Below are 22,162 nucleotides of genomic sequence, written 5' to 3'. Positions count from 1 at the left end.
GCCCCACGCGCGTAGCCGCTCGCCGCTGCACCCTGGCGATCGCCGCCCGCCTCCTGCCGCCTACGACGACTCCACGCGACCCTGCCGCGGCAGATCAAGCGCTGACCCGGCCGTCGAGTTGCAGTACTCCCGCACCGCGCTCGTCCGTGCCACAACGCGCCCCTGGTGGACGACGATCCGGCTGTACGCAAGCGACAGCGCCCCGGCGAGCCGGTCCCCGCGGACGGCGAGCAACTCGGCCGGGAACCCCGCCTCCACCCGCACCTCGGGCAGCCCGAGAGCGGCCCGCGCGGCGGAACTCACCGTGTCGTACGCGTCCTCGGGCCGCAGCCCGTAGCGCGAGGCCAGCAGGTACGCCGCCTCCAGCGGATCCCCGCGCCCCACCGGGTTCGCCACGTCGCGCAGGGCGCCGCTGCCCGCCGCGACCCGGACCCCGGCTGCCCGCAGCAGCCGTACCGGAGCCGTCCCGAGCCGGTCGACGCCCCCGCACCCGCCCTGCGGCAGGCAGACCACACTCACCCCGGCCGCGGCGAGTTGATCCGCCGCCCGTGTGGCGACCTCGGCGGGCAGCCGGGCGAGACCGCCGCACGGCCCGAGCGTCACCCCGGGGCGCAGACCTCCCGCCATCGCCGCGAGCCGCCCGAGCCGGGCGGGGTCGTCACCGTCCGTGTGCAGATCGACCGCGCAGCCGTGCTCGGAGGCGAGTTCGAGGACGGTCTCCGTGTACCCCGTCGGGTCGGGGTCGGCGTCCGGGCAACCACCCACTACGGAGGCGCCCATTTTCAGCGCGTCCCGGAGCATCGCGAGCCCGTCCGCCCCGGCGACCCCCGTCAGGACCCGGGGCATCGCCACCGTCGTCAGCTCGGCGAGACCGCGCAGCGACCGCCGCACCTGGAGCACCGCCGCGAGCGCGTCGAGTCCCTGTACGTCGCCCACGTGCACGTGGGAGCGCAACGCGGTCGCCCCGTGGCCGAGTTGCAGCAGCGCGGCCTCGGTGGCCCGGCGCTGGACCTCCTGGGTGTCGTACGAGAGGGGCCCGTCGCCGTCGGCCGAGAGGGCCGTGTCGCTGTGGGCGTGCGGCTCGGCGGGGGCCGGCAGGAGCAGATAGCCGCTGAGGTCCACGCGCGTACCGGGCGCGCCCGGACCGCCGGCTCCGGGCGTCGCCAGGCTGCCGGCGGTGCCGACCGCCTCGATGCGCCCGCCGCCCAGCCGTACGTCCACGGTCCGGCCGTCGGTGAGTCGCGCCCCGCAGAGCAGGAGGGTGGCCGTATCGGTCTGTCCCGACGAGGAGTGGGACGGCTGCGGCTGACTGTCGGGCATCGCGCTCCTGGGGCTCGGGGGCGGCTGCTGGCAGGGCGGCTGCGGAGCGTGCGGGGAGCGGAACGGCGGGTCGGCGGAGCAGGGTGAACAGCGGGACAGCGGGACAGCGGGGGCACAAGATCACGCAGCGTGGGTCGAGCCTAGGACGGTGATCCGTTCGCGTCGGGGAGGAGCGCAATAGTCGTACCGGCGAGGTCAGGTGGCGGTCGTACCGACGAGGACGGGCGGCCGTGGAACGCGCGGACGCAGAGCCGGCGCCCGTCAGGCACCGCTGAGGGGCCGTTGAGGAGCCGCCGCGGCAGCCGGGACGCCTGGGCGCTGACAGCTGTGATTCCTGGGGCGCGAGGGGCCGTTGGAACGCTCGGGTAACGGCGGGGAACAGGTCGGGGCGGGTGGCGCGAAACGGATTTGGGCGATCGGCGGCCGAGCGTGTAATGTCTTCATCGCTCGCCCCAATAGCTCAGTCGGTAGAGCGTCTCCATGGTAAGGAGAAGGTCTACGGTTCGATTCCGTATTGGGGCTCTGGTGGGTGAGGTTCCCGTCGCAAGGCGGGACCTGATCCCATCAAAGCGGTGTAGCTCAGTCGGTAGAGCAAGCGGCTCATAATCGCTGTGTCACCGGTTCAAGTCCGGTCACCGCTACTGACAGTAGCCGATTGTGGGGTCGGTCCTTCGATCGGCTACTCTTTTATGCGTTAAACCTGTCCCATCCGTTCGTCAAGGAGCACTCCTGTGGCTGCCACCGACGTCCGCCCGAAGATCACGCTGGCCTGCGTGGAGTGCAAGGAGCGGAACTACATCACCAAGAAGAACCGGCGTAACGACCCGGACCGACTGGAGATGAAGAAGCACTGCCCGCGTTGCAACGCGCACACCGCGCACCGCGAAACGCGATAATTCAGGCTCGTACACGAGGCCGTCCCCCTAGTGGGGGCGGCCTCGCGTCGTTGGAGCCCCTGTCATGTTCCGTGCCATGTCCCGCGCCGGGTCGCGATGCCCGGCCGGAGCATCCGGCGGCCCGGCGCGATCCGGGACATCAGCGAAGACAACCAGGAGGTGCCGAGCCATGGCGCTCGATCAGTCCTTCGTAGGGCGTTCCTACCCGCCCACCGACCCCTACGAGGTCGGCCGGGAGAAGATCCGCGAGTTCGCCGAGGCCGTGGGGGACACCAACCCGGCGTACACGGATCCGGAGGCCGCCAAGGCGCTCGGATACGCCGATGTGATCGCCCCGCCGACGTTTGTGTTCGCCATCACGTTCAAGGCGGCCGGTCAGGTCGTCCAGGACCCCCAACTGGGCCTCGACTACAGCCGGGTGGTGCACGGCGACCAGAAGTTCGCCTACAGCCGGCCGGTGCGCGCGGGCGACCGTCTCACGGTGACCTCGACCATCGAGACGATCAAGTCCCTGGCGGGCAACGACATCCTGGACATCCGGGGCGAGGTCCACGACGAGGCCGGTGAGCACGTGGTGACGGCCGTCACCAAGCTCGTGGCGCGTGCGGCGGAGGAGGGCTGACATGGTGGCGAAGATCTCTTATGCGGACGTCGAGGTCGGCACCGAGCTGCCCGCCCAGACCTTCCCCGTGACCCGCGCCACGCTCGTCCAGTACGCGGGCGCCTCCGGGGACTTCAACCCGATCCACTGGAACGAGAAGTTCGCGGTCGAGGTCGGCCTTCCCGACGTCATCGCGCACGGCATGTTCACCATGGCCGAGGCGATCCGGGTCGTCACCGACTGGGCCGGCGACCCGGGCGCCGTCGTCGAGTACGGCGTCCGCTTCACCAAGCCCGTCGTGGTCCCGAACGACGACCAGGGCGCGACCATCGAGGTCAGCGCCAAGGTCGCCGCCAAGCTCGACGACGACACCGTGCGCGTCGACCTCGTTGCCATGAGCGCGGGCCAGAAGGTCCTGGGCATGTCGCGAGCGGTCGTACGACTGGCCTGATGACGGCCGGGTAAGGGGCGCTCGCAATGGCGGGCGCCCCTTACGCATGCGCTCAGAAGGCCATCCGCTGCACCTCTTGACGTAGTTAGTGATTGAGTACTAACTTAGTCGCATGGTCAGGATGAGCGCAGAGGAGAGGCGCGAGAGCGTCATCCGCGCGGCGACGAGTGAGTTCGCCCGCGGCGGCTACTACGGGACGTCCACCGAGGCGATCGCCAAGCGCGTCGGCGTCTCGCAGCCGTATCTCTTCCGGCTCTTCCCGAGCAAGAAGGCGATCTTCCTCGCGGCGGCGGAACGCTGCATCGAGGACACCCGGCGCACCTTCGAGGAGGCCGGTGAAGGGCTGGAGGGCCCGGAGGCCCTTCATTCCATGGCCAACGCGTACACCAAGGTCATCGCCGAGGAGCCGGAGCGGCTCCTCATGCAGATGCAGACGTACGTCGCGGTGGCGGCCGCCGAGGGGGCCGGGGACCACGAACTGGGTGAGACGGTGCGGGCCGCCTGGATGCGGCTGTGGGACACCGTCCATCTGCCGCTCGGGGCCGACATGAACGAGACGACGACCTTCCTGGCGTACGGAATGCTCATCAACTGTCTGGTGGCCATGGGTTTTCCGCCCGAGCACAGGGTTTGGGAAGGGCTCTATCCTTCGGCCCGGACCAAGGGTCGGCTGGAGGCGTAGAAGCAGTAGAAGTGCAGGTGGAAGCAGGGCAACGAAGGCGGAAGTCGGCGCCTTTTCATGATCGCGAAAGTTAGTCATCAATAACTAACCAGCATCATCACAAGCTCTTTGGGGGAGCGATGTCACAGCAGACCGAGCAGAGCGCACCGACCGATCGGGCCGAACAGGCCGACGGGAAGCAACAGGCCGAACAGACCCCGCGCCGCGGGGGAGTCGTCTGGGCTCTGGTCATCACCAGCGTCGCCGGGTTCATGGCGGCCCTCGACAACCTCGTCGTCACCACCGCTCTGCCCTCCATCCGCAAGGACCTCGGGGGAGCGCTGGACGACCTGGAGTGGACCGTGAGCGCCTACACGCTCACCTTCGCCGTACTGCTGATGTTCGGCGCGGCCCTCGGCGACCGGTTCGGCCGCCGTCGGCTCTTCCTCGCCGGACTCACCGTCTTCACCGGCGCGTCCGCCGCCGCGGCCATGGCACCCGGCATCGACTCGCTGATCGCCGCCCGTGCGGTGCAGGGTGTCGGCGCGGCGATCATGATGCCGCTGACACTGACCCTGCTGACGGCCGCGGTTCCCGCCGCCCGGCGCGGGATGGCGTACGGGATATGGGGAGCCGTGAACGGCCTCGCGGTCGCCTCAGGACCCCTCATCGGCGGCAGCCTCACCGAACACGTGTCCTGGCACTGGATCTTCTGGCTGAACGTTCCGCTCGGCCTGGCCCTGCTGCCCCTGGCCCGACTGCGCCTCGCCGAGTCGCACGGCACGGGCGCCCCGCTCGACGTCCCCGGCACCCTGCTCGCCAGCGGCGGCCTCTTCGGGATCGTCTACGGCCTCGTCCGGGGGCCCGCCGACGGCTGGACCAGCCCTCTCGTCCTCACCGGCCTGTTCGCCGGAGCCGCGCTGCTCGTCGGGTTCGTCCTCTACAGCGTCCGCGCCAAGAACCCGATGCTCCCGATGCGGCTGTTCCGCTCCCGCGCCTTCTCCGGGATCAATGCGGCGAGCCTGCTGATGTTCCTCGGGATGTTCGGGTCGATCTTCCTGCTCAGCCAGTACATGCAGGGCGTCCTCGGCTACTCGCCCACCGAGGCGGGACTGCGGATGCTGCCCTGGACCGGCATGCCGATGCTCGTCGCGCCGATCGCCGGCATCCTCTCCGACCGGATCGGTGGCCGCCCGGTCGTCGCCACCGGCCTGTTCTTCCAGGCGGTCGGCCTCGGTTACATGGCCTCCGTGGTCACCGTCGACGCGTCGTACGCCATCCAACTGCCCGGCCTGATCATCAGCGGTATCGGCATGGCGCTCTACTTCGCCCCGGCCGCCAACCTGGTCATGTCCAGCGTCCGGCCGCAGGAGCAGGGCATCGCCTCCGGCGCCAACAACGCACTGCGCGAGGTCGGCGGCGCGCTCGGCATCGCGGTGATGGGGTCGATCTTCTCCGCACAGGGCGGCTACGAGTCCGCGCAGAGCTTCGTCGACGGGCTGCAGCCCGCGCTCGTGGTGGGCTCCGCGGTGGTGGCCCTGGCAGGGATCGCCGCCCTGGTCATCCCGGCGAGGCGGCGCGCGGCAGACGAGCTGGAGCAGGAACAGGAGGTCGCCGTCTCCACTCCGGCGCCCGCCGTCTCCACCCCGGTGCCCGAGCTCGAAATTGTCGGCCGCTGAACCTGATCGCCCCTCATACTTCGAGCGCCGCCGCTTTACTCGCCAAAGGAGCCCGACCATGCCCACCCTCCCCTGGACCGTGCCGAACACGCCGCCGCAGGGCGTCGAGGTCCATGTCTTCGCCTCCCGCTTCGAGACCCGCACGCTCTGGGGGGCACTGAAGTTCTTCGCCAGGACGCCGGGGGTGTGGCGGCAGGTGAGCAGGGCGCCCGGCGCGTACGGGGCCTCCCTGAAGGCGCAGCCGCTGCGGCGGACCTTCTGGACGCTGTCCGCCTGGGAGTCGCCGGCCGCGCTCAAGGCCTTCGCCCGCTCCGGCACCCACGCACCCACGTCCCGGGGCCTGGCCGCTGAGATGAGCGACGCGAAGTTCGCCACCTGGACGGCGAAGAGCGACGATCTTCCGCTCGACTGGACCGAGGCGTTCCGGCACCTGGCCTGACCTGACTTGAACGACACGGCGTATGTACGGCCCCGCCCCACCGGCGGGGCCGTACGCGTGTCCCGAGCCGCAACCAACCGGCAAAGGCCCGCCCGGCCGTCTCGTACTCTTGAGCCCGTGCAGGAACTCCACGATGCCCCGCTCGCCCCGCTGACCACCTTCCGGCTCGGCGGGCCCGCCGCCCGTCTGATCACCGCGACGACCGACGCCGAGGTGATCGCCGCCGTCCGCGAGGCCGACGCCGCGGGTACACCGCTGCTGGTCATCGGCGGCGGATCCAACCTGGTCATCGCCGACAAGGGCTTCGCCGGAACCGCCCTGCGCATCGCCACGCGGGGCTTCGCGCTCGACGGCACGAAGCTGGAGCTGGCCGCCGGTGAGGTGTGGACCGACGCGGTCGCGCGCACCGTCGAGGCCGGGCTCGCGGGCATCGAGTGCCTCGCCGGGATCCCCGGCTCCGCGGGCGCGACCCCGATCCAGAACGTGGGCGCGTACGGCCAGGAAGTGTCGTCGACGATCACCGAAGTGATCGCGTACGACCGCAAGGCGCACGAGACTGTCACGCTGGCGAACGCCGACTGCGCCTTCTCGTACCGCCACAGCCGCTTCAAGGCCGACCCCGAGCGCTATGTCGTCCTGCGCGTCCGCTTCGAGCTGGAGGACGCCGCCGGGCTGAGCGCGCCGATCAAGTACGCCGAGACCGCCCGCGTCCTGGGTGTGGGACCCGGCGACCGCGTGCCCCTCGCCGCCGCCCGCGAGACCGTCCTGAAGCTGCGCTCCGGCAAGGGCATGGTGCTCGACCCGGAGGACCACGACACCTGGTCGGCTGGGTCGTTCTTCACCAACCCGATCCTCACGGACGAGGAGTTCGCGGCGTTCCACGCGCGCGTGCGGGAGCGGCTCGGCGCCGAGACCATGCCTCCGGCGTACCCGGCGGGCGACAGCCACACCAAGACCTCCGCGGCCTGGCTGATCGACAAGTCCGGCTTCACCAAGGGCTACGGCACGGGGCCCGCCCGGATCTCCACCAAGCACACGCTGGCCCTCACCAACCGGGGCGAGGCCACCACCGAGGACCTGCTGGCCCTGGCCCGCGAGGTCGTCGCCGGAGTGCGCGAGGCCTTCGGAGTCACGCTGGTCAACGAGCCGGTGACGGTCGGGGTCCAGCTCTAGCCGCCCTCTTCTGTACTGAAGCACGTCCTTCTGTACTGAAGTACGTCAGTAGGCCACGCCCACTGCCTGCTTCACCGTCGCCGGGTCGTCGATCATCGCCAGCATCGCGTGTGCCACGTCGGCGCGCCCGACGGTCCGGGCCTTGAGCGGGGAGGTGCCGACGGCCGTCCGGTACGAGCCGGTCAGAGGCTTGTTCAGCAGCCGGGGCGGGCGCACGGCCGTCCAGTCCGTCGCGCTGCGGGCCAGTTCGCCCTCCATCTCGGCCAGGTCCGCGTAGACGTCCTTGAGGATCACCGAGATCAGGCCCCGTGCGGCCCGGTCGACGAACGCCGAGCCCTCCGGGTCGGGGCCGACCGGGGCCGCGCTCACCACCAGCAGCCGCCGCGCTCCCGCCGCCTCCATGGCACCCAGCACCGTGCGCGTCAGCCGGGCGGCGACCCCGGCTTCCTTGCGGCTGCGCGCGCCGAGCCCGGAGAGGACCGCGTCCCGGCCCGCGACGGCGGGGCGCAGCGCCTCCGGGTCCCGGAGGTCCGAGCGGAACACCTCCAGGCCCGCGCCCGTGACGGTCAGCCGCGCCGGATCCCGTACGACGGCCGTGACCTGGTGGCCCGACTTCAGAGCCTGCCGGACGATCTCCTGGCCGATGCCTCCGGTGGCACCGAGAACGGTGAGTTTCATGGCTGCTCCCCTCGGTGGGTGAGTATTCACTCACCCTGCTTACCTCTAGAGTGAGTAAGTACTCACCCACCCGTCAAGCCCGAATGGTGAGGCCATGGAATCCTTGAGCCTCATGCAGCAGAAACCGGCCCGGAGCCGCATCCTCGACGCGGCACACACGCTCATGCTCACCGTCGGGCTGGCCCGCGCCACCACCAAGGAGATCGCCAAGGCGGCGGGGTGCTCCGAAGCCGCGCTCTACAAGTACTTCACCAGCAAGGAGGAGCTGTTCGTCAGCGTCCTCAAGGAGCGGCTGCCCAGCCTGGGGCCGCTACTGAGCAGGCTCACGGCCGAGCCGGGGGAGCACAGCGTCGAGGAGAACCTCACGGAGGTCGCCCGCCAGGCCGCCCTCTTCTATGAGCAGAGTTTTCCGATCGCCGCCTCCTTGTACGCCGAGACGCAGCTCAAGCGGCGCAACGACGAGGCCATGCGGCAGATGGGGATGGGTCCTCACATGCCGATCCGTGCCCTCGACGCCTACCTCAGCGCTGAGCAGGCCGCCGGCCGTATCAGCCCCGGCGCCGACACCTTCGCTGCCGCGTCGCTGCTCCTCGGCGCCTGCGCGCAGCGCGCGTTCGCCTACGACGCCTCGGAAAAGGGCACGCCCCCACCCCTGGACACCTTCGCCCCGTCCCTGGCCCGCACACTCCTGCGCGGCATCTCCCCCACCGACCCCTTGAGCTGACCCTCACGCCGACCTCGCTCCCCGGCCGGCCCCGGGGTGGGTGGGCAAACCCCGGGTGCCCCTTGCTTTGCATGGTCACCCGGCGTGGGTGCGGGGCGGGGGTGGGTCGCGCAACTCGGCGCTATCGAGGCGCCGCCTGCGCCCACCCGTGCCGCCCCAGCGGCACGATTGCCCGCAGGGAGAGCGGCTACGCCAGCCACCCGGCAGCTACCACGGACGGCCCGCAGTCGCCCTACGGCGGAAGGGGCCGTGCCGGTACGTTCCTGCCCGTCGCGTAGCAGATCGCCCGCCAAGTTTCGCCGTATTCAGCCCCCGGGCAGTACGCCCACGCGGCGACGGGCAGAACGTACCGGCACGGCCCCGACCCACCCACCGAACAGCAGGCGCCCCGCGACAGGCGCCCACGCCAGCGACAGGCGCCCACGCCAGCGTCAGGCGCCCCCGCCCAGCCAGTCCTCGATCCCCGACAGCAGCTTCCGCCGGACATCCTCCGGTGCCGCCGACGCCCGTACCGACTGCCGTGCCAGCTCGGCCAGTTCGGCGTCCGAGAAGCCGTGGTGGCGGCGCGCGATGTCGTACTGGGCGGCCAGACGGGAGCCGAAGAGCAGGGGGTCGTCGGCGCCGAGGGCCATCGGGACGCCGGCCTCGAACAACGTCCGCAGCGGAACGTCCTCCGGCTTCTCGTACACGCCCAGCGCGACGTTCGAAGCCGGACAGACCTCACACGTGACCCCCCGCTCCGCGAGCCGCTTCAACAGCCGCGGATCCTCCGCAGCCCGCACCCCGTGCCCGATCCGCGAGGCATGCAGATCGTCCAGGCAGTCGCGCACGGAGGCCGGCCCGGTCAGTTCGCCACCGTGCGGCGCCGCCAGCAACCCGCCCTCGCGCGCGATCGCGAAGGCCCGGTCGAAGTCCCGCGCCATGCCCCGCCGCTCGTCGTTGGAGAGCCCGAAGCCGACGATGCCCCGGTCCGCGTACCGCACGGCGAGCCGGGCCAGCGTGCGCGCGTCCAGCGGATGCTTCATCCGGTTCGCGGCCACCAGGACCCGCATCCCGAGCCCGGTCTCGCGCGAGGTCGTGTCCACCGCGTCCAGGATGATCTCCAGAGCCGGGATCAGACCGCCCAGGCGGGGCGCGTACGACGTCGGGTCGACCTGGATCTCCAGCCACCCCGAGCCGTCCTTGAGGTCCTCCTCGGCGGCCTCGCGCACCAGGCGCCGAATGTCCTCGGGGTCTCTGAGGCACGACCGCGCGGCGTCGTACAACCGCTGGAACCGGAACCAGCCGCGCTCGTCCGTGGCCCGCAGCTTCGGCGGTTCTCCGCTGGTCAGTGCGTCGGGCAGATGGATCCCGTGCTTGTCGGCCAGTTCCAGCAGGGTGGTGTGCCGCATCGAACCGGTGAAGTGCAGGTGCAGATGAGCCTTGGGCAGCTCAGAGACATCACGTACGTGCTCCATTCCGTGATCCTGCCGTACGTGAATGTCGTCCGGGTAGCGCTTTCCCTGATCGTGGGCTTGCCCGAACGAAAAAGCGGGGCTGGGCGACTCCTCACGTGAGTAGTCGCCCAGCCCCGCCACGCGCGCGTGGGGAACGTCAGTCCCGTGCCTCGGCCAGCAGCTTCTGGATCCGGGAGACACCCTCGACGAGGTCCTCGTCCCCCAGGGCGTACGACAGCCGCAGATACCCCGGCGTGCCGAAGGCCTCGCCCGGGACCACCGCGACCTCGGCCTCCTCCAGGATGAGCGCGGCCAGCTCGACGGAGTCCTGCGGGCGCCTGCCGCGGATCTCCTTGCCGAGGAGGGCCTTCACCGAGGGGTACGCGTAGAAGGCGCCCTCCGGCTCGGGGCACAGGACGCCGTCGATCTCGTTGAGCATCCGCACGATGGTCCGGCGGCGGCGGTCGAAGGCCACGCGCATCTCGGCGACGGCCGTCAGGTCGCCGGAGACGGCGGCGAGCGCGGCGACCTGGGCCACGTTCGACACGTTGGACGTGGCGTGCGACTGGAGGTTCGTCGCGGCCTTGACGACGTCCTTCGGGCCGATGACCCAGCCCACACGCCAGCCGGTCATGGCGTACGTCTTCGCCACCCCGTTGACCACGATGCACTTGTCGGCCAGCTCGGGCACGACCACCGGCAGCGAGTGGAACTCGGCGTCGCCGTAGACCAGGTGCTCGTAGATCTCGTCGGTCAGGACCCACAGGCCCTTCTCGGCGGCCCAGCGGCCGATCTCCTCGACCTGCTCGCGGGTGTAGACCGCGCCCGTCGGGTTGGACGGGGAGACGAAGAGCAGCACCTTGGTGTTCTCGGTGCGCGCCGCCTCCAGCTGCTCGACCGAGACGCGGTAGCCGGTGGTCTCGTCCGCGACGACCTCGACCGGGACACCGCCGGCGAGACGGATCGACTCCGGGTACGTCGTCCAGTACGGCGCCGGGACGATGACCTCGTCGCCCGGGTCGAGGATGGCGGCGAAGGCCTCGTAGATGGCCTGCTTGCCGCCGTTGGTGACGAGGACCTGCGCGGGGTCGACCGCGTAGCCGGAGTCCCGCAGCGTCTTCTCGGCGATGGCCTTCTTCAGTTCGGGCAGGCCGCCGGCGGGGGTGTAGCGGTGGTACTTCGGGTTCTTGCAGGCCTCGACGGCCGCCTCGACGATGTAGCCGGGGGTCGGGAAGTCGGGCTCGCCGGCGCCGAAGCCGATCACCGGGCGCCCGGCGGCCTTCAGGGCCTTGGCCTTGGCGTCCACGGCGAGGGTGGCGGACTCGGAGATCGCGCCGATGCGCGCGGAGACCCGGCGCTCGGTGGGAGGGGTTGCAGCGCTCATGGGCCCATCGTTTCAGACCGGAAATGCCCCCGGCACACGGGTTTCACAGACTGAACAGGGACTGAACAAGCGTCCGGATCCGGGCCCCCGGCTGGGCGATCTTCCGTCGCCAAAGCCCGTACGGACACTTTCTGTTCGACGACCGGCTCAGGAGCACGTACACTCTCACCTCGTTGGCCTTCACCGGCCGCACTCACCCGGTGCACACCGAGCACCCGGGCGGATGCGGTACGTTGGGGGAACCAAAGGGTCGTAGCTCAATTGGTAGAGCACTGGTCTCCAAAACCAGCGGTTGGGGGTTCAAGTCCCTCCGGCCCTGCTACACACACCTTTCGCCAGGATGTGTGCGCATGTACGTACTGCAATGCACCGCCGTGCGGCTCAACCGGGCGCGGCACGGCCACGACCCGGAATCAGGTGAGGACGAGTGACGGACGCCGTGGGCTCCATCGACATGCCTGATGCCGAGGCGCCCGAGTCCAAGAAGAAGGCCCGCAAGGGCGGCAAGCGTGCCAAGAAGGGCCCGCTGAAGCGCCTCGCCACCTTCTACCGCCAGATCGTCGCGGAGCTCCGCAAGGTCGTCTGGCCGACTCGCAATCAGTTGACGACGTACACCACTGTGGTGATTGTGTTCGTCATCATCATGATCGGCCTCGTGACCGTGATTGACTATGGGCTCAACCACGCCGCCAAGTACGTCTTCGGCTGAGCCGAGTGCGAAGGGCGCCGACACCGGCGCCCCTTTTCGCATGTTCCACCCCCATGATCCAGGAAGAAGCAGCCACCGTGTCTGACCCGAACCTGAACGACGCCATCGAGTCGGTCGAGTCCGTTGAGGACGAGCTCGACATCGTCGAGGGCGCGGACACCGAGGACCCGGACGAGGTCGAGGCTGCCGACGCCGCCGCGGGCGAGCCCGCCGAAGAGGCGGCCGTGCACGTCGAGGACGAGTCCGAAGAGGACGCCGAGTCCGACGAAGACACCGAGTCCGACGAGGACGAGGCCGTCTCCGAGGAGGACGCGGAAGAGGCCGAGCCCGAAGAAGAGGCCGAGCCCGTCGACCCCGTCACCGCCCTGCGCGAGGAACTCCGCACCCTCCCCGGCGAGTGGTACGTCATCCACACGTACGCCGGTTACGAGAACCGCGTGAAGACCAACCTCGAGCAGCGCGCCGTCTCGCTGAACGTCGAGGACTTCATCTTCCAGGCCGAGGTGCCGCAGGAAGAGGTCGCGCAGATCAAGAACGGCGAGCGCAAGACGATCAAGCAGAACAAGCTCCCGGGCTACGTCCTGGTCCGCATGGACCTGACGAACGAGTCCTGGGGCGTCGTCCGCAACACCCCCGGCGTCACCGGCTTCGTGGGCAACGCCTACGACCCGTACCCGCTGACCCTGGACGAGATCGTCAAGATGCTCGCCCCGGAGGCCGAGGAGAAGGCCGCCCGTGAGGCCGCCGAGGCCGAGGGCAAGCCCGTTCCGCAGCGCAAGGTCGAGGTCCAGGTGCTGGACTTCGAGGTCGGCGACTCGGTCACCGTCACCGACGGCCCGTTCGCGACGCTGCAGGCGACCATCAACGAGATCAACGCCGACTCGAAGAAGGTCAAGGGCCTCGTCGAGATCTTCGGCCGCGAGACTCCGGTCGAGCTGTCGTTCGACCAGATCCAGAAGAACTAGCACCTTCTGGACGTACGTCTTCCGAACAGGTCAGACGGGCTCTCGCAGCCTGTCTGACCTGCTCGGTTTTTGGCCGCGCATGGATACCCGTTATCGTTGTGCGGTATGCCTCCATCCGGATCATTGGTTCGGTTGAGGGCGACCGTCCGGGGCGACTCGGACGTAGGTAGGCGAAAACGAAAGAGGACCCGGAATGCCTCCCAAGAAGAAGAAGGTCACGGGGCTCATCAAGCTCCAGATCCAGGCCGGCGCGGCCAACCCGGCTCCGCCGGTCGGCCCGGCGCTTGGTCAGCACGGCGTCAACATCATGGAGTTCTGCAAGGCCTACAACGCCGCGACCGAGTCGCAGCGCGGTTGGGTCATCCCGGTGGAGATCACGGTCTACGAAGACCGCTCCTTCACCTTCATCACGAAGACTCCGCCGGCCGCGAAGATGATCCTCAAGGCCGCGGGCGTGGAGAAGGGCTCCGGCGAGCCGCACAAGACCAAGGTCGCCAAGATCACCCAGGCGCAGGTCCGTGAGATCGCCACGACCAAGATGCCCGACCTGAACGCCAACGACCTTGACGCCGCGTCGAAGATCATCGCCGGCACCGCCCGTTCCATGGGCATCACGGTCGAGGGCTGACCTCCACCCCCGTACGTACGAACCGTGGAAGGGCCTGCTCGGTCCGAACCACGACTCCTCAGAACACACAGGAGCAGCAGTGAGCAAGCGCAGCAAGTCTCTCCGCGCTGCGGACGCCAAGGTCGACCGGGACAAGCTCTACGCCCCGCTCGAGGCCGTCCGTCTCGCCAAGGAGACCTCCACCTCGAAGTTCGACGGCACCGTCGAGGTCGCCTTCCGCCTGGGTGTCGACCCGCGCAAGGCCGACCAGATGGTCCGTGGCACCGTGAACCTCCCGCACGGCACCGGTAAGACCGCCCGGGTCCTGGTCTTCGCGACCGGTGACCGTGCCGAGGCCGCGACTGCCGCGGGCGCCGACATCGTCGGCTCCGACGAGCTGATCGACGAGGTGGCGAAGGGCCGTCTGGACTTCGACGCCGTCGTCGCCACCCCGGACCTCATGGGCAAGGTCGGCCGCCTGGGCCGTGTCCTCGGCCCGCGTGGTCTGATGCCGAACCCGAAGACCGGCACCGTGACCCCGGACGTGGCCAAGGCCGTGACCGAGATCAAGGGCGGCAAGATCGAGTTCCGCGTCGACAAGCACTCGAACCTGCACTTCATCATCGGCAAGGTGTCCTTCGACGACACCCAGCTGGTGGAGAACTACGGCGCCGCGCTCGACGAGATCCTTCGTCTGAAGCCGTCGGCCGCCAAGGGTCGCTACATCAAGAAGGCCGCGATCAGCACGACGATCGGCCCCGGCATTCCGGTCGACTCGAACCGCACCCGCAACCTCCTCGTCGAGGAGGACCCGGCCGCCGTCTGAGCCTCCCGCTCACCGGCGACCGCGTCGCATACGCGTTCGTGACACGGGCCCCGCAACCTTTCGAGGTGCGGGGCCCGTCCCCATTCCTGGATCGGTTTTCCGGGTACGAGTGTCAGTGGCCTGGGTTAGCGTGCAGATCACAGGATTCGCATAGGGGTGGGGACGTATGAAGAGCACAATCGTGCGCCGTGTGGGCCTTGCTGTCGCGGCGGTGACCGCGCTGGGCGGGGTGGCCGCCTGCAACTCCTCGGACTCCGCCGGTAGTTCCGGCAGTTCGGGGAAGGACGACAAGGCGGGGCACAAGGGCACGACCCATGTCAGCCCCATAGCGGCCCTGCGTTCGGCGGAGAAGTCCACCGACAAGGCGGACTCCGCCAAGGTCGAGTCCACGACGACCATGGGCTCGCTGATGTCCATGACGGCGGACGGCGCCCTCGGCTGGGCCGACGGCCTCAGGGGCAACCTGACGATCACGTACACCGGCGGCCAGATGGCCGAGACGATGCGTCAGACGGGCAGCACCAGCATGGAGGCCCGCTATCTGCCGGATGCCTACTACGCGAAGATGGGCGACAAGTTCGCCGCGCAGGCAGGCGGCAAGCACTGGATCCGGTACGGGTACGACGACCTGGCCAAGATGGCCGGCGGCTCGGGCGCGTATCTGAAGGACCAGATGCAGAACACCACGCCGAACCAGTCGGTGAAGCTCCTGCTCGCCTCCGGTGACGTGAAGAAGGTCGGCGAGGAGAAGGTGCGCGGCGAGAACACCACGCACTACTCGGGCACGGTGAACGTGGCGGACCTCGCCACCAAGAACTCCAACCTCACCGAGAGCCAGATAGCAGACCTGAAGAAGCAGCTCACCCAGGCCGGCGTCACCACGGAGACGGTCGACATCTGGGTCAACGGCGACGACCTGCTGGTCAAGAAGGTCGAGAAGGGCGAGCTGACGAGCGGCACCATGTCCTCCACCGCGTACTACAGCGACTACGGAGTGAAGGTCTCCGCCCAGGAGCCCCCCGCCGGCGACACCGCGGACTTCAAGGACCTGATGAAGTCGCAGGGCGCCACTTCCTGAGGCCCTTGGGGCTGAAGGAACTCACAAGACCGTATGAATCCCTCTGAGTTACGCTCACGGCAAGTCTGTGAATCGCTCATCAGTTCCTTGGGGGGAATCATGATGTTCTCTGTACGCGACACCACGATGCGCAGGGCGACGGGCGCGACGCTCGCCGCCCTGCTCCTCGCCGGGGGCACCGCTGCCTGTACGTCGTCCTCGGACGGCGACACGAAGGCCAAGGGCGCCGCGAAGGACGAGTCACCGCGGATGGAGCCCGCCGCGGCCGTGGCGAAGGCCGCGAAGAACTCGAAGGACATCACCTCCCTGCACTACCGGCTGGTCGGCACGGTCCCGGAGCAGGGCCGCGTCAAGGCCGAGGCGTCGATGCGGATGAAGCCCACCGTCGCCATGAGCATGAAGATGACGGCGCTCGACCAGGGCGCGGACGGTACGGCCGAGATCCGGCTCGTCGACAAGGCCATGTACATCGGTGGGGGCCCGTCGGCCGCCAAGGAGATGGACGGCAAGCACTGGATCAAGTTCGACCTGGGCGCCCTGGAGAAGAGCGGCCTGGGCGGCAAGTCCCTGGGTGCCGGTGCCGGACAGGCCGACCAGAACCCGGCCCAGGAGTCGACCTTCCTGACCGGTGCCAAGGACGTGAAGAAGGTCGGCACCGAGACCGTCGAGGGCGTGAAGACCACGCACTACACGGGGACGGTCGGCGTCGACGACATCCGCGCCTCCCTCAAGGGCGAGGACAAGGCCACTCGGGAGAAGCGCGAGAAGAGCCTCGACCAGTACACGAAGATGGGCGTCGAGAAGCTCACGATGGACATGTGGATCGACGGGAACGACCACACCAAGCAGTTCCGCATGAAGGCCGCCGCCGACAAGGGCCCGCTCGACATGACCTTCACCTTCCTCGACTACAACAAGCCGGTGACGGTGAAGGCCCCGGCCGCAAGCGACACCATGGACCTGGCGCAGATGATGAAGGGCGCCCAGAACGGCTGATCGCAGCCGTGGGCCCCCGCTCCGGAGAGGGCCCTCCGGAGCGGATTTGCTTGACAGCGATTCGTTCGCGTACTCTTCCGAGGAAGCCAAAGACCGCTGGTCGCTGCCGTGCGCTCGTCAGAGAGTGCGGTGGCCGAAGGATCCGCTGAATTGCGGACGACCCGCGCAGGTGACTGTGGATGAACTCCCGGAAATCTTATGTGATGCCCGGTCGAGTCACGCCCCGTGCGCCTGCGCCGGGGCGTTTCGTTTTCCCCAGCCCCTTCTGAGCGGTCCTCATCACCCGGAAGGAGGCCACGCTTATGGCAAGGCCCGACAAGGCTGCCGCGGTAGCCGAGCTCGCGGACCAGTTCCGCAGCTCGAACGCCGCCGTGCTGACCGAGTACCGGGGTCTCACTGTGGCGCAGCTCAAGACGCTGCGTCGTTCGCTCGGTGAAGACGCCCAGTACGCCGTGGTGAAGAACACGCTGACCAAGATTGCGGCCAACGAGGCCGGGATCTCTACGCTCGACGACCTGTTCAACGGTCCGACGGCGGTCGCCTTCATCACCGGTGACCCGGTGGTGTCGGCGAAGGGTCTTCGTGACTTCGCCAAGGACAACCCGAACCTCGTCATCAAGGGCGGTGTCCTTGACGGCAAGGCGCTGTCCGCCGACGAGATCAAGAAGCTTGCGGACCTCGAGTCCCGCGAGGTTCTGCTCTCCAAGCTGGCGGGTGCCTTCAAGGGCAAGCAGTCCCAGGCTGCCTCCCTCTTCCAGGCGCTCCCCTCGAAGTTCGTCCGCACTGCGGAGGCTCTTCGGGTCAAGCTGGACGAGCAGGGCGGTGCCGAGTAATTCGGCTCGCACATTGACCGCCGCCTGAGGCGACGGTCGTAGCGGGCCGAACGTACGCCCGCCTCACCAGTACATCCGGCACCTGCCGAATTAGTGGAAGGACGCCATCATGGCGAAGCTGTCCCAGGAAGAGCTGCTCGCGCAGTTCGAGAACCTCACCCTCATCGAGCTCTCCGAGTTCGTGAAGGCCTTCGAGGAGAAGTTCGACGTCACCGCCGCTGCGGCCGTCGCCGTCGCCGGTCCCGCCGCCGCCGGTGCCCCGGCCGAGGCCGAGGCCGAGCAGGACGAGTTCGACGTCATCCTCACGGGTGCCGGCGAGAAGAAGATCCAGGTCATCAAGGTCGTGCGTGAGCTGACCTCCCTGGGTCTGAAGGAGGCCAAGGACCTCGTGGACGGCGCTCCGAAGCCGGTCCTCGAGAAGGTCGCCAAGGACGCCGCCGAGAAGGCCGCCGAGTCCCTCAAGGGCGCCGGCGCCTCCGTCGAGGTCAAGTAACACCTCGCGGTCCCCGCGGACCGCTCGCGAGCTTTTGCAGCCGCTCCCGAAGGGGCTGTAACGCTGACGCACCGAAGAGCGATCACCCAACTGGGTGGTCGCTCTTCGGCGTTCGAGGGGGTGCCTGAAGCGGCTGCCTTGCACTGTCGGTCGCGGCGAGTATGGTGATCTTCGTTGTGCCTCCGGCCGCCCTGGTGACGGGCTGCAAGACAGACCGCACGTGACGTTCGCGGCACTCGGTTTGGGGCAGGGGGGCCTTGACGAACCGCACGCAGCGCGCAATTCTCAGGACGCGTCGTCACAACGATCCGGATCCGAGGCATGGATCGGCGGCGAAGAGGGCAGTATCGATGTGCATTGAGGGCGTGGCTTGCCGCAGGTGTTGAGTACAGCGAGGGTCTCAAAAAATCGGGACTGGACATCAGTGGGCCTAGTGGCTACACTGACCCTTTGCGCTGCCTGTTAGCTGCCTCCTGCCCGTCACCAGGGGCATGACCTCGCTTGAGCACCGACGATTGGACCATCCCTGACCTGGCCGTTTACGGCTGATTCAGGAAGGGCCTGTGTCTGTGCCCCGGCTGGGGACCGGTACGCGCGTAGTGAGTCCGAGCCCTCGGAAGGACCCCCTCTTGGCCGCCTCGCGCACTGCCTCGACCGCGAATACGAACAACGGCGCCAGCACCGCCCCGCTGCGCATCTCCTTTGCAAAGATCAAGGAGCCCCTCGAGGTTCCCAACCTGCTCGCGCTGCAGACCGAGAGCTTTGACTGGCTGCTCGGAAACTCCGCCTGGCAGAGTCGGGTCGAGGCGGCTCTCGAGTCCGGTCAGGACGTCCCCACGAAGTCCGGTCTGGAGGAGATCTTCGAGGAGATCTCTCCGATCGAGGACTTCTCCGGGTCGATGTCGCTGACCTTCCGCGACCACCGTTTCGAGCCTCCGAAGAACAGCATCGACGAGTGCAAGGAGCGCGACTTCACGTACGCGGCCCCGCTCTTCGTCACCGCCGAGTTCACCAACAACGAGACCGGCGAGATCAAGTCCCAGACGGTCTTCATGGGCGACTTCCCGCTCATGACCAACAAGGGCACCTTCGTCATCAACGGCACCGAGCGTGTCGTGGTGTCCCAGCTGGTCCGCTCGCCGGGTGTCTACTTCGACTCCTCCATCGACAAGACGTCCGACAAGGACATCTTCTCGGCCAAGGTCATCCCGTCCCGTGGTGCCTGGCTGGAGATGGAGATCGACAAGCGCGACATGGTCGGTGTCCGCATCGACCGCAAGCGCAAGCAGTCCGTCACCGTTCTCCTGAAGGCTCTCGGTTGGACGACCGAGCAGATCCTGGAGGAGTTCGGCGAGTACGAGTCCATGCGCGCCACCCTGGAGAAGGACCACACCCAGGGCCAGGACGACGCGCTGCTCGACATCTACCGCAAGCTGCGTCCGGGCGAGCCCCCGACCCGTGAGGCCGCGCAGACGCTTCTTGAGAACCTCTACTTCAACTCGAAGCGGTACGACCTCGCGAAGGTCGGCCGCTACAAGGTGAACAAGAAGCTGGGCGGCGAAGCCCCGCTGGACGCCGGGGTCCTGACCGTCGAGGACATCCTCTCGTCGATCAAGTACCTGGTGAAGCTGCACGCCGGTGAGACCGAGACCGTTGGCAACAGCGGCACGTCGATCGTCGTCGAGACCGACGACATCGACCACTTCGGCAACCGTCGTCTGCGCAACGTCGGCGAGCTCATCCAGAACCAGGTCCGTACGGGTCTGGCTCGTATGGAGCGCGTCGTCCGCGAGCGCATGACGACTCAGGACGTCGAGGCGATCACGCCGCAGACCCTGATCAACATCCGGCCGGTCGTCGCCTCCATCAAGGAGTTCTTCGGCACCAGCCAGCTCTCGCAGTTCATGGACCAGAACAACCCGCTGTCGGGTCTGACGCACAAGCGTCGTCTCTCGGCGCTGGGCCCTGGTGGTCTGTCGCGTGAGCGGGCCGGCTTCGAGGTCCGAGACGTGCACCCGTCCCACTACGGACGCATGTGCCCGATCGAGACCCCTGAAGGCCCGAACATCGGTCTGATCGGTTCGCTCGCCTCCTACGGCCGCGTCAACGCGTTCGGCTTCGTCGAGACGCCATACCGCAAGGTCACCGGCGGCGTCGTCACCGACGAGGTCGACTACCTGACGGCCGACGAAGAGGACCGATTCGTCATCGCGCAGGCCAACGCGCCGCTGAGCGACGAGTTCCGCTTCGAGGAGACCCGCGTCCTGGTCCGCCGCCGTGGCGGAGAGGTCGACTACGTCCCCGGTGACGACGTCGACTACATGGACGTCTCGCCGCGCCAGATGGTGTCGGTCGCGACCGCCATGATCCCGTTCCTGGAGCACGACGACGCCAACCGTGCCCTCATGGGCGCGAACATGATGCGTCAGGCCGTGCCGCTGATTAAGTCCGAGGCGCCGCTGGTCGGCACCGGCATGGAGTACCGCTGTGCGGTCGACGCCGGTGACGTCCTGAAGTCGGAGAAGGACGGTGTGGTCCAGGAGGTATCCGCGGACTACATCACCACCGCCAACGACGACGGCACGTACACCACGTACCGCCTGCACAAGTTCTCCCGGTCGAACCAGGGCACCTCCGTCAACCAGAAGGTTGTCGTGGACGAGGGCGCCCGCGTGATCGAGGGCCAGGTCCTGGCCGACGGTCCCGCGACCGAGAACGGCGAGATGGCGCTCGGCAAGAACCTGCTCGTGGCGTTCATGCCCTGGGAGGGTCACAACTACGAGGACGCGATCATCCTGTCGCAGCGCCTCGTGCAGGACGACGTCCTCTCCTCGATCCACATCGAGGAGCACGAGGTCGACGCCCGTGACACCAAGCTCGGCCCCGAGGAGATCACCCGGGACATCCCGAACGTCTCCGAGGAGGTCCTCGCCGACCTCGACGAGCGCGGCATCATCCGCATCGGTGCCGAGGTCGTCGCCGGCGACATCCTCGTCGGCAAGGTCACGCCCAAGGGTGAGACCGAGCTGACGCCGGAGGAGCGCCTGCTCCGTGCGATCTTCGGTGAGAAGGCGCGCGAAGTGCGCGACACCTCGCTGAAGGTCCCGCACGGCGAGATCGGCAAGGTCATCGGCGTCCGCGTCTTCGACCGCGAGGAGGGCGACGAGCTTCCCCCCGGTGTGAACCAGCTGGTGCGCGTGTACGTGGCGCAGAAGCGCAAGATCACCGACGGTGACAAGCTCGCCGGCCGTCACGGCAACAAGGGCGTCATCTCGAAGATCCTGCCGATCGAGGACATGCCGTTCCTGGAGGACGGCACCCCGGTCGACATCATCCTCAACCCGCTGGGTGTCCCGTCCCGAATGAACCCGGGACAGGTCCTGGAGATCCACCTCGGCTGGCTCGCCAGCCGCGGCTGGGACGTCTCCGGGCTCGGCGAGGAGTGGGCCCAGCGCCTGCAGGCCATCGGCGCCGACCAGGTCGTCCCGGGCACCAACGTCGCCACCCCCGTCTTCGACGGTGCGCGTGAGGACGAGCTCGCCGGCCTCTTCGAGCACACCCTGCCCAACCGCGACGGCGAGCGCATGGTGCTCCCGTCCGGCAAGGCGAGGCTGTTCGACGGCCGCTCCGGTGAGCCGTTCCCGGACCCGATCTCGGTCGGGTACATGTACATCCTCAAGCTGCACCACCTGGTCGACGACAAGCTGCACGCCCGCTCGACCGGTCCGTACTCGATGATCACCCAGCAGCCGCTGGGTGGTAAGGCTCAGTTCGGTGGCCAGCGCTTCGGTGAGATGGAGGTGTGGGCGCTGGAGGCGTACGGCGCCGCTTACGCCCTCCAGGAGCTGCTGACCATCAAGTCCGACGACGTCACCGGCCGCGTGAAGGTCTACGAGGCCATCGTCAAGGGCGAGAACATCCCCGAGCCCGGCATCCCCGAGTCCTTCAAGGTGCTCATCAAGGAGATGCAGTCTCTCTGCCTCAACGTGGAGGTGCTGTCCAGCGACGGTATGTCCATCGAAATGCGTGACACCGACGAGGACGTCTTCCGCGCGGCGGAGGAGCTCGGCATCGACCTGTCGCGGCGCGAGCCGAGCAGCGTCGAAGAGGTCTGACGGGAGTCCGGCCGGGCCTTGGCCGCCTGTGGAAAAGGTGATCAAGGCCCGCCGGCCCCAGGACCCCCGTATCAGACCCCTAAGACTTACAACCCTGA

At 68.4% G+C, this 22,162-nt stretch carries 21 protein-coding genes and 3 tRNA genes; 20 read left to right on the top strand and 4 right to left on the bottom strand.

The window, feature by feature from the left end; all coding sequences use genetic code 11:
* Positions 1-60: 60 nt before the first annotated feature.
* Positions 61-1,320 (bottom strand): amidohydrolase family protein, encoded by a 1,260-nt coding sequence (locus tag AB5J56_RS18860; RefSeq protein WP_369233893.1) that lies wholly within the window; start codon positions 1,318-1,320, stop codon positions 61-63.
* Positions 1,321-1,769: 449 nt separating this feature from the next.
* Here AB5J56_RS18860 and AB5J56_RS18855 point away from each other — a divergent pair.
* The 9 genes from AB5J56_RS18855 (at position 1,770) to AB5J56_RS18815 (ending at position 7,220) form a co-directional block, all read left to right on the top strand.
* Positions 1,770-1,842: transfer RNA gene (locus tag AB5J56_RS18855), tRNA-Thr, on the top strand.
* Positions 1,843-1,888: 46 nt separating this feature from the next.
* Positions 1,889-1,961, top strand: a tRNA-Met gene (locus AB5J56_RS18850).
* A gap of 90 nt (positions 1,962-2,051) precedes the next feature.
* The gene (gene rpmG / locus AB5J56_RS18845; protein ID WP_004571794.1) at positions 2,052-2,216 is read left to right on the top strand and encodes a 50S ribosomal protein L33; all 165 of its coding nucleotides are present in this window, start codon (positions 2,052-2,054) and stop codon (positions 2,214-2,216) included.
* A gap of 169 nt (positions 2,217-2,385) precedes the next feature.
* On the top strand, positions 2,386-2,838 hold the full coding sequence (locus AB5J56_RS18840; RefSeq protein WP_369233892.1) for a MaoC family dehydratase N-terminal domain-containing protein: 453 nt from the start codon (positions 2,386-2,388) through the stop codon (positions 2,836-2,838).
* 1 nt (position 2,839) lies between these two features.
* Complete coding sequence (locus tag AB5J56_RS18835; protein WP_369233891.1) at positions 2,840-3,268, top strand: MaoC family dehydratase; 429 nt, start codon at positions 2,840-2,842, stop codon at positions 3,266-3,268.
* Positions 3,269-3,380: 112 nt separating this feature from the next.
* Positions 3,381-3,950 (top strand): TetR/AcrR family transcriptional regulator, encoded by a 570-nt coding sequence (locus AB5J56_RS18830; protein WP_369233890.1) that lies wholly within the window; start codon positions 3,381-3,383, stop codon positions 3,948-3,950.
* Between the two features lie 119 nt (positions 3,951-4,069).
* Entirely contained in the window at positions 4,070-5,608 is a 1,539-nt protein-coding gene (locus AB5J56_RS18825) for an MFS transporter (protein WP_369233889.1), read from the top strand.
* Between the two features lie 58 nt (positions 5,609-5,666).
* Positions 5,667-6,047 (top strand): DUF3291 domain-containing protein, encoded by a 381-nt coding sequence (locus tag AB5J56_RS18820; protein ID WP_369233888.1) that lies wholly within the window; start codon positions 5,667-5,669, stop codon positions 6,045-6,047.
* A 117-nt stretch (positions 6,048-6,164) separates the two neighbouring features.
* The gene (locus AB5J56_RS18815; protein ID WP_369233887.1) at positions 6,165-7,220 is read left to right on the top strand and encodes a UDP-N-acetylmuramate dehydrogenase; all 1,056 of its coding nucleotides are present in this window, start codon (positions 6,165-6,167) and stop codon (positions 7,218-7,220) included.
* A 45-nt stretch (positions 7,221-7,265) separates the two neighbouring features.
* On the opposite strand, the gene AB5J56_RS18810 is transcribed toward AB5J56_RS18815, so the two are convergent.
* Positions 7,266-7,898, bottom strand: a complete 633-nt coding sequence (locus tag AB5J56_RS18810; protein WP_369233886.1) for an NAD(P)-dependent oxidoreductase — start codon at positions 7,896-7,898, stop codon at positions 7,266-7,268.
* Between the two features lie 112 nt (positions 7,899-8,010).
* Between AB5J56_RS18810 and AB5J56_RS18805 the strand changes: the two genes are divergently transcribed.
* Positions 8,011-8,622 carry a TetR/AcrR family transcriptional regulator gene (locus AB5J56_RS18805; RefSeq protein ID WP_369242640.1) on the top strand — a complete coding sequence of 204 codons (612 nt, stop codon included), beginning with the start codon at positions 8,011-8,013 and terminating at the stop codon, positions 8,620-8,622.
* A 431-nt stretch (positions 8,623-9,053) separates the two neighbouring features.
* Here the strand turns inward: AB5J56_RS18805 and AB5J56_RS18800 are convergent, their stop codons facing one another.
* Both AB5J56_RS18800 and AB5J56_RS18795 read right to left on the bottom strand, forming a co-directional pair.
* The gene (locus AB5J56_RS18800) at positions 9,054-10,079 is read right to left on the bottom strand and encodes an adenosine deaminase (RefSeq protein ID WP_369233885.1); all 1,026 of its coding nucleotides are present in this window, start codon (positions 10,077-10,079) and stop codon (positions 9,054-9,056) included.
* A 136-nt stretch (positions 10,080-10,215) separates the two neighbouring features.
* Positions 10,216-11,442 carry a pyridoxal phosphate-dependent aminotransferase gene (locus tag AB5J56_RS18795; protein ID WP_369233884.1) on the bottom strand — a complete coding sequence of 409 codons (1,227 nt, stop codon included), beginning with the start codon at positions 11,440-11,442 and terminating at the stop codon, positions 10,216-10,218.
* Between the two features lie 246 nt (positions 11,443-11,688).
* On the opposite strand from AB5J56_RS18795, the gene AB5J56_RS18790 reads away from it, so the two are divergent.
* The 10 genes from AB5J56_RS18790 (at position 11,689) to rpoB (ending at position 22,064) form a co-directional block, all read left to right on the top strand.
* Positions 11,689-11,761, top strand: a tRNA-Trp gene (locus tag AB5J56_RS18790).
* Between the two features lie 108 nt (positions 11,762-11,869).
* Positions 11,870-12,151: a preprotein translocase subunit SecE gene (gene secE / locus AB5J56_RS18785; protein ID WP_356142819.1), complete on the top strand. Its 282-nt coding sequence runs from the start codon at positions 11,870-11,872 to the stop codon at positions 12,149-12,151.
* Between the two features lie 77 nt (positions 12,152-12,228).
* Positions 12,229-13,116: a transcription termination/antitermination protein NusG gene (gene nusG, locus AB5J56_RS18780; protein WP_369233883.1), complete on the top strand. Its 888-nt coding sequence runs from the start codon at positions 12,229-12,231 to the stop codon at positions 13,114-13,116.
* Between the two features lie 193 nt (positions 13,117-13,309).
* The gene (gene rplK / locus AB5J56_RS18775) at positions 13,310-13,744 is read left to right on the top strand and encodes a 50S ribosomal protein L11 (RefSeq protein ID WP_030359033.1); all 435 of its coding nucleotides are present in this window, start codon (positions 13,310-13,312) and stop codon (positions 13,742-13,744) included.
* A 79-nt stretch (positions 13,745-13,823) separates the two neighbouring features.
* Positions 13,824-14,549 (top strand): 50S ribosomal protein L1, encoded by a 726-nt coding sequence (gene rplA / locus AB5J56_RS18770; protein ID WP_369233882.1) that lies wholly within the window; start codon positions 13,824-13,826, stop codon positions 14,547-14,549.
* A gap of 166 nt (positions 14,550-14,715) precedes the next feature.
* Positions 14,716-15,627, top strand: a complete 912-nt coding sequence (locus AB5J56_RS18765) for a hypothetical protein (protein ID WP_369233881.1) — start codon at positions 14,716-14,718, stop codon at positions 15,625-15,627.
* Between the two features lie 99 nt (positions 15,628-15,726).
* Positions 15,727-16,623, top strand: coding sequence for a DUF1396 domain-containing protein (locus AB5J56_RS18760; protein WP_369233880.1), 897 nt, complete (start codon positions 15,727-15,729; stop codon positions 16,621-16,623).
* 302 nt (positions 16,624-16,925) lie between these two features.
* The gene (gene rplJ, locus AB5J56_RS18755; protein ID WP_369233879.1) at positions 16,926-17,456 is read left to right on the top strand and encodes a 50S ribosomal protein L10; all 531 of its coding nucleotides are present in this window, start codon (positions 16,926-16,928) and stop codon (positions 17,454-17,456) included.
* 109 nt (positions 17,457-17,565) lie between these two features.
* Positions 17,566-17,949, top strand: coding sequence for a 50S ribosomal protein L7/L12 (gene rplL, locus AB5J56_RS18750; RefSeq protein WP_369233878.1), 384 nt, complete (start codon positions 17,566-17,568; stop codon positions 17,947-17,949).
* 629 nt (positions 17,950-18,578) lie between these two features.
* A complete protein-coding gene (rpoB, locus tag AB5J56_RS18745) occupies positions 18,579-22,064 on the top strand; it encodes a DNA-directed RNA polymerase subunit beta (RefSeq protein ID WP_369233877.1) in 3,486 nt (1,161 codons plus the stop codon).
* Positions 22,065-22,162 lie beyond the last annotated feature (98 nt).

This window comes from Streptomyces sp. R21 (assembly GCF_041051975.1).
Classification (GTDB): domain Bacteria; phylum Actinomycetota; class Actinomycetes; order Streptomycetales; family Streptomycetaceae; genus Streptomyces.
This window is presented reverse-complemented; position numbering and strand designations above follow the sequence as displayed.